This window comes from Vibrio hepatarius (genome assembly GCF_001274785.1).
Taxonomy (GTDB): Bacteria; Pseudomonadota; Gammaproteobacteria; order Enterobacterales; family Vibrionaceae; genus Vibrio; species Vibrio hepatarius.
The window spans coordinates 1-14,021 of sequence record NZ_LHPI01000010.1 but is presented as its reverse complement, the minus strand read 5'-3'; the positions used below and the strand labels follow the sequence as shown (position 1 = coordinate 14,021).

Annotated in this window: 10 protein-coding genes and 1 pseudogene; 7 read left to right on the top strand and 4 right to left on the bottom strand. The window is 42.1% G+C overall.

Going from position 1 to position 14,021, the window contains the following annotated elements:
* Positions 1-472: DNA adenine methylase (locus tag AKJ31_RS12235; RefSeq protein WP_169780631.1), on the top strand; the 472-nt coding region annotated here is incomplete at its 5' end.
* Between the two features lie 44 nt (positions 473-516).
* On the opposite strand, the gene AKJ31_RS12230 is transcribed toward AKJ31_RS12235, so the two are convergent.
* The 3 genes from AKJ31_RS12230 to AKJ31_RS12220 all read right to left on the bottom strand — a co-directional run bounded on the left by AKJ31_RS12230 (position 517) and on the right by AKJ31_RS12220 (position 3,486).
* Positions 517-1,167 (bottom strand): porin family protein, encoded by a 651-nt coding sequence (locus AKJ31_RS12230; RefSeq protein ID WP_053409388.1) that lies wholly within the window; start codon positions 1,165-1,167, stop codon positions 517-519.
* A gap of 221 nt (positions 1,168-1,388) precedes the next feature.
* Positions 1,389-2,126, bottom strand: a complete 738-nt coding sequence (locus AKJ31_RS12225; RefSeq protein WP_483855397.1) for a Tle-like phospholipase domain-containing protein — start codon at positions 2,124-2,126, stop codon at positions 1,389-1,391.
* Positions 2,127-2,502: 376 nt separating this feature from the next.
* Complete coding sequence (locus tag AKJ31_RS12220) at positions 2,503-3,486, bottom strand: GlxA family transcriptional regulator (RefSeq protein WP_053409386.1); 984 nt, start codon at positions 3,484-3,486, stop codon at positions 2,503-2,505.
* 150 nt (positions 3,487-3,636) lie between these two features.
* Here AKJ31_RS12220 and AKJ31_RS12215 point away from each other — a divergent pair, with 150 nt between their 5' ends.
* The 5 genes and pseudogenes from AKJ31_RS12215 to AKJ31_RS12195 all read left to right on the top strand — a co-directional run bounded on the left by AKJ31_RS12215 (position 3,637) and on the right by AKJ31_RS12195 (position 12,650).
* Positions 3,637-4,527, top strand: coding sequence for an MBL fold metallo-hydrolase (locus AKJ31_RS12215; RefSeq protein WP_053409385.1), 891 nt, complete (start codon positions 3,637-3,639; stop codon positions 4,525-4,527).
* A gap of 891 nt (positions 4,528-5,418) precedes the next feature.
* Positions 5,419-6,891 (top strand): annotated as a pseudogene (gene ltrA, locus AKJ31_RS12210) (group II intron reverse transcriptase/maturase).
* A 531-nt stretch (positions 6,892-7,422) separates the two neighbouring features.
* A complete protein-coding gene (locus tag AKJ31_RS12205; protein WP_211263055.1) occupies positions 7,423-8,289 on the top strand; it encodes a hypothetical protein in 867 nt (288 codons plus the stop codon).
* 185 nt (positions 8,290-8,474) lie between these two features.
* Positions 8,475-11,258: a TrlF family AAA-like ATPase gene (locus AKJ31_RS12200; RefSeq protein ID WP_053409383.1), complete on the top strand. Its 2,784-nt coding sequence runs from the start codon at positions 8,475-8,477 to the stop codon at positions 11,256-11,258.
* 153 nt (positions 11,259-11,411) lie between these two features.
* Entirely contained in the window at positions 11,412-12,650 is a 1,239-nt protein-coding gene (locus tag AKJ31_RS12195; RefSeq protein WP_425425089.1) for an ISL3 family transposase, read from the top strand.
* Positions 12,651-12,827: 177 nt separating this feature from the next.
* On the opposite strand, the gene AKJ31_RS12190 is transcribed toward AKJ31_RS12195, so the two are convergent.
* Positions 12,828-13,034 (bottom strand): hypothetical protein, encoded by a 207-nt coding sequence (locus AKJ31_RS12190; RefSeq protein ID WP_053409382.1) that lies wholly within the window; start codon positions 13,032-13,034, stop codon positions 12,828-12,830.
* Between the two features lie 535 nt (positions 13,035-13,569).
* Between AKJ31_RS12190 and AKJ31_RS12185 the strand changes: the two genes are divergently transcribed.
* Positions 13,570-13,821, top strand: coding sequence for a hypothetical protein (locus AKJ31_RS12185; RefSeq protein ID WP_157052356.1), 252 nt, complete (start codon positions 13,570-13,572; stop codon positions 13,819-13,821).
* The last annotated feature ends 200 nt before the right edge of the window (positions 13,822-14,021 follow it).

Here is a 14,021-nt window from a genome sequence, read left to right as displayed (position 1 = left end):
GACTTGTGATCAAGAGACAGGCTTCAACGTTCCATTTGGGCAGTACGAAGAGCTTGCGACACCTTCCGGGTTTACCCAGTTCCAAGAGGTTACTAAAGACTGGACGTTCACTAATGGTAGCTTTCTGGATCTAAACCTAAAAGGTGTTGATTTTTTACTGGCAGATCCACCTTACGCTGGGACATTTGCTAACTATTCGGGGCGGGGTTTTACTTTTAAGCATCAAATACAGGTAGCTGACTGGCTGGCAGACCACAGTATGCCGATGATAGCTTGCAACAGCCTTAACCTTGAGCTGGCAAAATTATATAAAGCCCGTGGGTTTAGCATCTACAGAACGGATGTTAAGCGGAGTATAAGTCGTAACGGAAAGGGACTTCAGGCTGCGCCCGAAATGATCGCCTTTAAGGGCTTTGGGAAGAATCGAAAATTCTCACAGCTGGTGGAAAAGATTGAGCGGTGTAGAGTGTAGAGCCAAAAAAGCAGGGCTATGCCCTGCTCTACAGTAACTCCGAATTAGAAGCGGAAACCAAATCCGACTTCGAATACATCTGCTGTCGTTGAGTTGTTGCCACCAGTCATTTTAAAGTCAGGTGTAAAACGCTTATATGAAGCGTTAATCACGTAGTAGTCACCAAGTGCATAGTTCACACCTACACCGACCACAACACTCTTATTGTCCGAAGTGTTGATGTTCTCTTTGTCGCGCTTAGTTACATCAACTACTTGGTGAATGTCTTCGTTAAACTCTTTTGCTGTGTACGGGTCGCCGTAAGTATAGTTAGCACCAGATAGTTGAGCCATACCCACAGTTGCAAAGACGCTTAGACGCTCTGTGATGTAGTAGCTTGGACCGACACTCAGCATCCAGCCATCATAATCCGTTTCTAGTTCTTCACCGTTCTCTTGAAGTTTGCCGTTTACCTCATAGAAAGAAGCATCACCTACTACACCCCAGTTATCCGTTAGCTTGTAGCCAATGCGTACACCAAGGCCAGAACCATCAAGACCGTTACCCATGCTCACTGATGAAAGGTATGGAGAAACGTAATTGCTGATACTTGGTGAGTATTCAGCTAAACCAGAATCCGTTTCGTTAGCCATAGCTGATACAGATGTTAGTGAAGTTGCTGCGATTACTGCTGCTAGAACAAGTTGCTTAGTCATTTGCGCATTTCCTTTTTAGAATTCGTCTGTCGTGTTCAATTGATGTTGTTAAGATTACCGCAGACCTTATAACGCGCAACATAGAATTAGAGACTTTTTAAAAGAAACTTTGAAGGTTTATTTTAGACAGATTAAAAATCATTCAGGTATCAACAATTGCTGGATGAATACGCAAAAATAAAAAAAGGAAGCCGAAGCTCCCTTTCTCTTAACGGATGCAATCATTCGATTTTAAGTGTCGATTTTCCTTTATAAATTTCACATAGTTTTCGACTTGGGTTCATGTCTTTTCTTATTTCCTCAAGTCTTGACTGTAGTTCAGAAATCTTGTGGTTACAGCGCCCAAAGCACAATGCTCGCCCCGGCAAAACGAACACAGCACCCTGATATGTTGTTGGTGATGACAATAACTTTGCTCCAGAAACTCTATCATTTTCATTGACGATAGTTATCATTTTACTCGAATAACCGGATTGGATAGAAGCATCAACATAGTTATATACATTTAGAGTTGCAGGGCTAAATAGAACCGCATCTGTGTTGTTTTTTAGCGCTGAAACATTAGCTAAAGCACCACCAAGAGAATGACCAGTAGTTGTGATCTTTGCGTGTGGATATTGTACTTTGACATCTTGAACTAAGTCGATTGCATCAACATACATCGGTGGCATCCTGCCTAGATGCTGAGCAATATCTGTCGAGACATCATTAGCAGCAATACCACTGTCTGTGTCATCGCCCGTACCACGGAATACTATGGTGATTTTCTGGTTATCAGGATCAGATTCATCAATCGCTGTTAGAGAGCGTAAACCACTTGATTTCTCTTCTACCTCACACGAAACACCAGAATCGCTACAAAACTTATTTAGCACGGCTGCGTAATGATCTGGACGACTATCGTAGATACCGTTCGATAGACTCGCATAAGTTTGGTACGTCTTTAAGTTGGATTCAATATCAACGATCGCTGCATTGGTTAAACCATCTGTGTGAGTAGAATAAAGTTTGTTACTGAGTAATAAAGATTCATACCAAGTATTAAACTATCATACTAAAATGGCAGCGATCTGTCGGAGGACATTAAAGTATGAAACTCGACAATAAATACCGAAACCATGGCAATAAAGTTTGAAACTTTTCGATGCTATTTATCGCAGTCTGCCTTTTGTTCTAACAAACTTTTGCCCCAAAACGTGTTGAGGCGAATGCCTCAAAAGAGCGAAAAGCAGACAAAAAAAGAGTCGATTCGTTCAAAAACAAATGTCCGCAACACTTTCATAGGTGAAATTTACATGAGCACGGAGAATTTCAATGTCCCTTACTTAAATCCAATTAATGGTTTAAAGGAAAGGGCATTTCTATCAAAGTATTAGCACCGAAAGTCCTTCGCCATGCTGTTGGAGAGACTGCATGTTTTTGTTTAAAATGTAACCTAAATGAAGTGGCGGTTTGAAATCCAACCCGTTCAGCGATTTGTTCAATCGACAATGCGGTGAGTTCTAACAATTCACGGCTGCGCTGCAAGCGCTCATTCACTAACCATTCGACAACAGTCATCCCGGTTGCCTTTTGAAACCGCCTAGTAAAGGTACGTCTACTCATCCCAACTACAGTAGCAAGTTCATCGATACTATGTGGTTTGGCGATGTTCTCACGCAGAAAATCGATCAGTGTGTTAATTTGAGCTTCCGAAGTCGAGCGAGCGATTGGGTGTTCTATAAATTGTGCCTGCCCTCCCTCACGATGGGGCGGAACCACCATTAAACGGGCAAATTTGTTGGCAATTTTCACCCCAAAAAACTTTCTGACGATATAGAGGCAACAATCTAAACTTGCCCCTGTACCAGCTGAGGTAATAAGCCGCTGGTCTTCGCTATAAAGCGCATTGGTGTCTAACTGGATTTGGGGAAATCTGGTTTTAAAATCCTGCTCAGCTAACCAATGAGTACAGGCTTTTTTCCCATCCAGAATACCTGCGTAGGCTAAAGCATAAGTGCCGTAACAAAGCCCTACCAGATAAGCCCCTCTGTTGTAGGCTTCTCGCAACGAATAAAGCACCTGAGCACTGGGTTTTTCATCCAGCTTATGCCAGCCGGGTACAATAACCACATCCATTGTTGCCAGCAGCTCCAGCCCTCCGTCAGGTTGAACAAACATACTCCGCTCGGCGTTGATGGCGCTGCTATCGGGTGCAATTAGAAACAATTCAAACAGCGATTCTTCAGGGAGGATAGACCCAAAAATCATATAGGGTACAGAAACATGAAATGGGCTGAAGGAAGGATAAAGCACCAAGCCAATTTTTAGTTTTGTCATAGCGTCCCCGCAACGTCTGAAAGTTTGAATTCTACTGATGTGGCCCAATACTTTCGAATATTGTCATTTAGGTCAGTTTTTGTCAATTGTATTGTTCTTTATCATAGCCACTGTGTTGAACACCTCACTTAGTTGATATGGAGAACAAAGATGAACTTAAGAACCTTAATGTCCAGTCTAATAGTTGGTAGCGTTTTGTTGACCGGGCCTGCATTAGCTCAGGCAACGCCGGATAAAAACACGCCAGCCCACAAGCAGACACAAATCCAGCTGGTGCGAAATGCGACACTCAAAATTAGCTATGCGGATACCACCTTTCTGCTCGACCCTATGTTGGCGAAAAAAGGAGCTTATCCGGGGTTTGAAGGCACCTACCGTAGTACGTTAAGAAACCCATTGCTGGAATTACCTATGTCTGTTGACGAAGTCATTTCCGGAGTGGACGCCATTATTGTCACGCACACGCACTTGGATCACTGGGATGAAGCCGCACAGCAATTACTGCCTAAAGATCTGCCAATATTTGTGCAGCATGAAGCAGATGCAGCATTAATCAAATCGCAGGGGTTTAAACAGGTTACTGTCATCCATGATCGCACTGAGTTTGAAGGTATTACATTGACTAAAACCGGTGGTCAACATGGTACGGACGACATGTACGCAGTTCCGCAATTGGCCGCTTTGCTTGGTGAAGCAATGGGCGTTGTATTTCAGGCTCCCGGTTACAAAACAACATACGTGGTTGGGGATACGATCTGGAACGGTGTTGTAGAACAAGCTTTAAACAAGCACCAGCCGGAAGTTGTGATCCTGAATACCGGCTATGCACAGCTTGAGGGATTTCCAAACTCTATTATCATGGGAAAAGAGGACGTGACTCGAACCAAAAACATTGCACCTCAAGCAACCATTATTGGCGTGCATATGGATGCAGTGAACCATGCAGCCTTGTCTCGTAAAGAACTGAGAGAATTTGTTAAAGCCAATAGCCTGACGCAAAGTGTCAAAGTCCCAAACGATGGCGAAATATTGAAGCTTTAACAAGCCACAGGATCAATTAATTAATAGCAGCTTGCCGACAGGCGGCTGCTATTGCTTCGGTGTGGTCGGACTGATTCGGACACTTCAATTTAGCCACACTAAGTCCTCTAGAACCTGTGACATCTTGAAACACAAAATTAAGAATCCAGCATTGTTAACTTTTTTCGCAAATCATTGTTGTCTCCAAAATTTTAAAGCCTTTGTTTATCTTCATTAACCTAAGCTTTCATTGAAAAGTTATAATACGACTGCTGCAACTTCTATTGTCTGCTTTTGGCACAGAGCCGTCCTTCGGCTCTAACTCATTTCTGTCCGTGCGACCTGAAGTCGTATGAAGCGTTGTTCACCGCTTTATGAGTGAACCGTCTGTATCACCAGATGAACCTACGAGCCTGAATAAAGCAGCGGCTCGGACAATGTAACGAAACTTGGCCGTTGGGCTGAGTGGGAAAAGAATCGTGAGAGGACGTTCCTCCTGAAAACCACAATTCGGGTAAGTGCTAGGTAGTCAGTATGATGAACATATGTGAATCCATTCAAGGTGCGTTATATGATGAAGCAGCGGAAGTGGTTATTACGCTGTAGCCAAAAGGCAATGAGAGTTGGAAAGAGGTTGGACAGTACTTTTTCGTGGTCACTGCACTCTCCGCACTATAGTGGGCATCTAACCCGACATTTTACGCAACATACGGAACAGGGTAAGCCTGTATCACTCCCTTTGGGAAAGCCTTTGTGGCCGATAGTGGTGCAGGTATAGGAGGTCGGAAAAAGCGAAAGCTACATTGTAATGATGCAGATACAGACTTATGTCTGATCACGAAAGTGAGCCCACTTCCGACTGGTCTTCCATTGCGAGAGAATTTGAAGAACTTTATTCAAGGAGAAAAGCAAATGGTGATCTCGAAAGAGATTAGTGCATCTTCTGACGGCGATCAATGGCAGTCCATCGACTGGAAATCCGTTGAAGTACACGTATTGAAGCTTCAAATGCGTATCGCAAAAGCAACTAGAGAAAAGAAATACGGTAAGGTGAAGTCTTTACAGTGGCTCTTGACTCATTCTCGCTCAGCCAAGCTTCTCGCGGTTAAGCGAGTCTCTCAGAATAAAGGCAGTAAAACGCCTGGAATAGACGGTGTCATCTGGAACACAGATGCACGCCGTATGAAAGCAGTCGATCAACTGAGTCGCAAGGCTTACTCCGCAAAACCACTCAAACGTATCTATATTCCCAAAAAGAACGGTAAGCTCAGGCCACTGGGTATTCCATGCATGATTGATAGAGCGCAACAAGCCCTCCACCTTCTTGCATTAGAGCCTGTGTCCGAAACGTTTGCCGACCTCAATAGCTATGGTTTTAGACCAAATCGCAGCACGGCTGACGCTGTCAGTCAGTGCTTCAAATGTTTAGCTCTAAAGCAATCCGCGAAATGGGTTCTTGAGGGAGATATTAAGGCTTGCTTCGACAAAATCGGGCATAAATGGCTGATGGACAATATCATTGTAGATAAACGAATGTTAGAGCAATGGTTAAAATCTGGCTATGTAGATAAGGGGCTGTTCTACGATACCGAAGAAGGTACACCTCAAGGTGGAATAATATCTCCAACCTTGATGCTAATGACTCTCGCGGGAATAGAGCAACAAATAAAATCTACAGCTCTGAAAATGGGTGCTAGGGCCAACTTTATCGGTTATGCGGATGATTTTGTGGTCACCTGCTCTTCAAAGGAAGTGCTAGTGAACGATATCAAACCGTTGATTGCTGGCTTTTTGGCAGAAAGAGGGTTAACCCTCTCCGAAGAAAAAACGAAGGTCACTCATATTGATGATGGCTTTGACTTTCTGGGTTTCAATCACAGGAAGTACAAAGGGAAATTGCTCATTAAACCGAGCAAATCCAATACGCTGTTATTCCTTAGAAATCTACGTGAACTTATTAAAAAGCACGCAACCATCCCTGTTAACGATCTTATCAAGTTGATAAATCCGAAACTTAGGGGATGGGCGAATTACTATCGCCACTGTGTTGCTAAACAAGTATTCGGGTATGTCGGCCATAAACTATTCCAAGCGTTATGGCACTGGGCAGTTAGACGTCATCCAACCAAGTCCAAAGACTGGGTTGTGCACAAGTATTTTCTCAATCGTAAAGGCCAGTGGCAATTTCACGGTTGGTAGAAAATCATGAACATGGACTGTCACTTCAATCTGTTCCAAATAGCGAAAGTGCCTATCGAAAGACACGTAAAAATTAGGAGTGCTGCGACCCCTTTTGACCCTCAATACCAAGAATATCTGGTGAAGAGAAAATCTAAAAGGCTAGCTCGTAACTCTTGGAAAGAGCCTGTCCCGACTGCGTTATAAGTTGCTGGGTATCAATGATGCCTTAGTGGAGGCTTGAGCCGTATGCAGTGAAAGTTGCACGTACGGTTCTTAGAGGGGCGGCACTTGGTAACAAGTGTCGTCTACTCGACAAAAGTGAGTTTCAACCTTTGTTGTCACAATTTATCTTTGGGTAGGCACGTTGATTGAATCTAAGTTTTGACCTTTATTGTCGTACATACCTTCTATTGACACGAAAGGAACAGACTGGGAAGGCTAAAAAGTTTCAAACATTATTGCCTTCCGACACGATCGCATCGGTACGCTGCACATCGGTACGCTGCCATTTCTAAAACGTTTTTGCCCCATTGTACGCTAGATCTTTTACTCATTCACATGCTGTTAATGTGAGTTTGCCCTACGAAGACTTATCCGAAAGTAAGTTGTAATACTAACTGAATACGTGTTTAGTTTATCAGCCTGAATGGCACTTTTTATCGCTAACTTACTGATTGTAAATTGAGTTCACAAAGTAGAGACGGCAATATAGGTTAACGGCTGTTAGCAGCCCCAATGGTGTCAGGTTTAGGAGGAATGATGGAACTGCGGAATGAGATATTAGATGACTACACTCGCTACTGCGAGCGTAAAATCTTAGACGAGTTTAAGGTAGATACTCTTACTCATTATGATCCTATTTATTCCTATCAAAGATATAAATATCGAATTATTGATAGCATTCCCAGAGAAGTGAAAGAAGCGAATAGTTTTATTGTTCCAAATAAGTTTCAGTCTGCATATACCGCTATTAAGAGCGATATTGAGGCTGGTAATCCTTTAAGGAAATATCAAAGTAGGAAGCTCAAACAACTGGACTATGATGATGACATGCTATCGCATTGGGGGATTCAACATTTGCATCTAAGCCTTGAGTGCCAAAGTGATGGTTTTGTAAAAAGAACTGGTGAACTGCTGTTTGTTCATTTTGATAGTGCTTATGCTCATATCATCGGCATTTTCAATCACCGCTCTTGGTGTGATTTAGATCTAATAGAAGTTATGCATGAAAACTGGGCAGATCGAATGTCAGCTTTCAGGATGGACTCTGGAATGCAAAAATTAACCGAGGCTGAGTACAAAACTTTAAGAAACAAGCATGCTAACGCCAATATAATCGTTAATGACGGCACAGAGTATATGAACCCAGGATGTGGAGTTACAGCAAATGGCTCTCCTATAAATGCTGTTATTAATTCGCAGAAAGTCATCGCCATGCTCAATCATAAATTTGAAACTATCAAAGCCAATATGCCTCAAATACTCGAGTCAGCTCAATACAGTGAAGAGCTTAACAGTGCAACAATTGGTCTGGAAGTGGACAATGAAACTAAGCAGCTAGTATTCACAATCAAAGAAATCGACTTCTTCTTCACGATTTAAGTCTACAAGATAATTGGGCTTCGTTTCCTGGTTAGGCAGAATAGGGATTTTCTCGTAAGTATCTGCCCATACTCGAAAATCTCATTTACAGAGACAGCTATTTGACCTAGTCATTCTTGTGCTGATAAAGTGATTTCATATAACAATGTGGCCAATTTCAATTTGCCACTACACAAGGAAAATAAATGACTAGTGCGTGGCCATATCCGGGAGCTAAGTGGTACAAGTTCGATTTCCATACGCATACTCCTAAATCAACAGACTCAATGTGGGCGAAGTACGATCATAATTTATCTCCCCAAGATTGGCTTTTAAAGTACATGGCGGAGGGGATTGATTGCGTTGCAGTAACAGATCATAACGGAGCTGGTTGGGTGGATGCCCTGCAAAGCACATACGAAGAAATGAAAGTTAATCTGCCTGAAGGGTTCAGAGATATAACTGTGTTCCCTGGGGTCGAACTTACAACCGAGGATGAGTTTCATTTAATAGTTGTATTCGCGCCAGGTACTAGTCAAAAGAAAATCGAACAGTTCATTACCTCCGCTGGTTACAGAGGAAATTGTGGTGACCACAGCGGCTCAGGTTCTATGAGTTTACTGCGAGTTCTTAACGAAGTTATAACCCTGCCTGAATTTGACTGCATTCCTATAGCGGCACACGCAGATCGAGATAACGGTCTTCTACAAACCAAGAATGAATCACAGTCACCCGTAGCTAACGATAGGTATCTTCGTAAAATATTCGAAACAGGATTACTTAGCGCTATTGAAGTTGTCGATACTGAAGTTGATAAGCCGCAGAGCTATATTCAAAGCAGACTTAACTTATCAGAAGTTGTTGGATCTGATAGTCATGGTTTTCGTGGGAATGATAAACCAGGTAGTCGATACACTTGGGTCAAAATGGAAACCCCTACGCTCGCATCTTTAAAACTTGCTTTGATAGATGGCCAAGAGTTCTCTATTAAGCGGTTTGATGACCTAATTCAATTCAATCCATATGAAACACCTGATAACTTCATTGAGTCGATACAAGTTAAAGATGCTCGATATATGGGACAAGGGAGACTTCCTTCGTCGCTCTCATTTAGCCCTTATTCAAATGCGATTGTAGGAGGAAGAGGTACTGGTAAGTCTACTATTACGCACTCTCTACGAGCTGTATCAGGGAAACAGTCTGAGCTAGATGAAGATACTACGCCATACCAGACATATTCCAAATTCATGCAAGTACCAAAATCAAAGGACGATTTTGGAGCTCTTAAGGAAGATACTGAAGTAGAGCTAATTTATAGGCGGTTGGGTAAGCGTTATCGTCTAATTTGGTCGCAAGTCACTAACGAAACGACAGTTTTTGAGGAAGACGGGTGTGATTGGAAAAAAAGTCAAGACCAGGAAATTACCAAAGACCGATTCCCTATTGACCTTTATAGCCAGGGACAAATAGCAACTCTAGTTGGTGAAAATAAGCAGCCGTTACTTGAGTTAATAGATCGTTCGGCAAATATTGACCATGATGAACTTCAAACGGCCCAATTGAAGTTCTGCGCAAAGAGAGCTGAGGCTAGGAGTTTGAAACAAGTTGCTGATCAGATACCAGCACTCAAGAGGCAACTACAAGACATAAGAGCAAAAATTCAAAAGCTCTCACAGAGTAATCATCAGAAAATTCTTACTGAATACAACAAGTTTCAGAAACAGAAACAACTATTTGAGACCAAGAAATCTGAAACATTGGATTTGATAAATAGATTAAGCGGATTTTTCTTGCACGAGGAAATAGTCTCCACTATTGCGACACCTTCAGACTTTGACGCAGACATTCAAGCTTTTACTAACTCTCTAGATACTGCTGTTGGTAAAACAAAAAATGCCATAAAAGATTCTATTGAAGGACTACAGACAAGTGTTAATGACATAGAGGCCGTTTTAATAAGTAGTAATTGGAAGTCAAAGTTTGACCAAGCCGTAAAACAATATACTGATTTACAACTTCAACTACAGAGCGAAGGGATCAATAACCTAAAAGAGTATGGCCAACTTGTTCAATCTGAGAAGGAGTTAGCTGATAAGTTAGTTAGGGCAATGAATGCACAACAGCAGCTTCAAGAAAAAGTTAAACTGGCTAACGAGGATCTTAAAGAGATAAGGCAGCAAAGACTTAAGCAAACAGAGCGTAGAAAACTATTTCTTCAAGAAGTGCTTTCTGATAACCACTATGTGAAGATCTCTGTAAGACCATATGGTTGCAGCGCTATGGTCATGGAACATGCATTTCGAGATTTGCTTTCAGCTAAAACTGAGTTCGCATCGGATATTTACATAAAGGGCGAAAACGGTAAACAAGGTGTTGTTTCGTCTTTTTTGAATGCGGCTAAGCTTCCAAATCAAGAGGATCGTGATAGAGCCATTTTTGATATACAAAGCTTGCTTTACAAAGTATCTACTGGAACAGATAAGCAGACATTCTCCGCCAGATTCAGGAACAAACTGGTGAATATGAATACTCAGCATCAAGACTTTGCTGACTCTCTCTTGTACTGGTTCCCAGAGGATGGTTTGGACGTTGAGTATAGCCGCACAGGGGACGGGAAAAACTTCACTCCAATAACCCAAGGCTCAGCAGGTCAAAGAGCAGCTGCAATGCTGGCTTTCTTATTGGCGCATAGCGAGAAGCCACTTTTTATCGATCAACCAGAAGACGATTTGGATAACTCTTTAATATATGACTTGATAGTGTCTCAAATTAAGGCAACTAAGAGCAAGCGTCAGATAATCATGGTAACACACAACCCCAACATAGTGGTAAACGGTGATGCTGAGATGGTACATGCACTTGACTTTAATAATCAGTGCTTTATTAAGAATAAAGGCTCGATACAGGACAGTGAAATGCGTGAAACTATCTGTAGGATTATGGAAGGTGGAACCACGGCCTTTAACAATAGATATAAGCGTTTAATATAGCGGCTGACAGAAGCGAGAAGTTGGCCACTCGATTAGAGGTTTTGCCATACTTTTGAGGCTCTTCTCCGCTTTCATGAGTCTAAATGCACTGACCAATTCATCATAATTACATGATTTATAATGCTTATTTTAAGAATAAGTTAGTAGTCTATTTTGTCGTCTTTGTCTTCCTCATTATTTAGCTTTAAAGGCCAGTGTGTTGAATCTTGTTCAGTAGAAGAAGTGTCCCAATCAGTATTCGTTCGTTGCCGTCGAGATCGAAGGTATAAGGTCAAAGAGCCAATATCCGGCACTTCCTGCACTGTCGATCACTACGTTAAAAGACGTCTTAAGGATTTACCTGTGAGTGGACGGCCTTGCACGATTGAAGTTGAGCTGGCTAAAACTAGAGACAAAGAAGGAAGACGGTTAATTGAAGAGGCTGAGTATGTGGCTAAAGGCGGTCGTTATACTGCTCGCTTTTGCAAGTTCATCAGTGGGTTATGTCGCCACATGAGCATACATGCCGTCTCTCAGCATTTAGGGATCCGTTGGGAAACAGTAAAAAATATCGATAGAGAATACTTACGTTCAAGCTTGCCAGCTTTAGACCCTGAGAAACTGAATAACCTAATCCATATTGGTGTCGATGAAGTTGCCAGAGCCAAGAGACACGATTATATGACGGTCGTTTATGACCTCGTCTCTGGGCATTTAATTTGGGTTGAGCATGGCCGAAAAGCGGAAGTTCTGATCTCCTTTTTCGAGCAGTTATCAGAAGAAACCAAGGCAGGAATCAAAGCAGTGTCAATGGACATGGGCCAGTCTTATCAATCGGCGGTGAGGAAAATGCTTCCCCATGCAGATATTGTTTTTGACCGATTTCATGTCATGCAGAACTACTGCATCTTAATCAAAAAAGAGAGAGCAAAAGCGTTTAGAAACGGCTCTCACGACGAGAAAAGGATGCTGAAAGGGACACTCTTCCTCCTGCTGAAAAACGCTCACAAATTGGATGATAGACAGTCTGACAGACTCGATGACTTACTCGAGAGCAACAAGACGTTGTGCGTTGTTTATATGCTAAAAGAGCAGCTACAAGCCATATGGGATGAACCCGATTACGAAACAATGGTGGCAGCTCTTGAAGCCTGGTGCAGTCTCGCCAAATCGACCAGAGTTCTGTCCTTAAGTAACTTTGCCGATGTTTTATTGGAAAGAAAAGTCGGCATCTGTAACTACGGGAAATACAAGTTGACCAACGCTCGGGTTGAAGCAGGTAATGTCTCGATTGGCTTACTTAGGCGAAGAGCCAGAGGAGTGAGAGACACAGACTATTTCAAATTGAAGATCAGACAAACGTCGGTTCCTGATACTCACTCAACTTTTTACCCAAACATCAAGCTCACCTAAGCGGAGAAGAACCCTTTTGATAATCCGTGAAAAGCTAATTTAGCAAAATCACTGACAAACTTCTGTCCAGAAACGTGTTACATCCCCATGTACGCATAACGAGTATGATACTTTAATACTCAGTTGTAGCTTGATTCGGACTTCGTGGTAGCAATTAGTATGAATCTTTATTTTTGGTCACGTTTTCTTTGTTACCTTGACAGTATTTGACGCACCTTGTCCATATCGGGTTACACCTAACCCAGAAAGAAGATTTAGGGTGGTTACAAAAGCATACTGAGTAGAATCAGCCAAAGAGAAAATTAATGATGAATTTTTGCACACTACCTCAACTTCATAGCGTTGTGTTTTGTCGTTGAGATTTTCAATGAAAGTGGTAAACATAGTTTCTTCCTATAGGTATGTCGCCCTACGGGAAGAAAAACGCCACTCAACTCCCGTAAGGGAACTGAGTGGCGCGTTTTGCAGTTCGAGGTACAAATCTAAATCAACAATGACAACATTTCAACTTAGCGTTTAAGCGCATTTATATTATTTAGTAGGTGGTAATTATGTACCGGGAAAAGGGAAATTCCAGACTTGCAATCCTTATAGCTCCAATTGTCCTATTTGTGGGGGCTATGTTTTCAACTATTAAACCGATTTGAATAACTCTATTATTGAACGCTACCATTACAAGCACCTTGTAGAAGTATCACTTACTTTTACGTATGTCTGGTTCTATATACTGTCTTTTTGCATTTTAAAATTTGTACTTCGTTGGCCTGACAAAGAGACACGATCTTATCATGCACTTGGTGGAAGCCACGTTGCAGGGTTGAGTTACGTCTTGTGTTGTCTTTTATTCGCCATCTATGATAAAGAAACTATGATTTACCTTTTCAAACATCGCTATTTTGAAGTGCTTTTATATGGTGCCATGTTGACACCACTCTTATTGATGGTGCTTATCATAGCTTGTACGCGAATTGATTCTGTCGGTAACTTTTTCCGCAAAGTTCATTGGTTCACAATACCGGTAATGTTTATCTGGTTCATCAGTCTAGCAGTGATGGTGGATGTGTTCAGCCTAACCTCCGTTCTAGTCACTATCGGCGTTATTCTGTTTCTTATCCTCGCCATAGGACATAAACACTCTCGAGACATGCATAAACTAATGACCAAACAATAAAAAAAGAGGCTGCACATGCAGCCTTTTCTTCATCGATACAGGTCAGCCTTAATCTCTTCACAGCTTCGACCATTAAACCCTTCGGGAAGCTTTGCTTTGTGGCCAATCAATGCTCTGGTTCTTTCCACAAACAAATCATACACAGCTTGATATTCGCCATTGATCTCTAACGTTTTTATATCCGAGATTCCGCAGCCAAT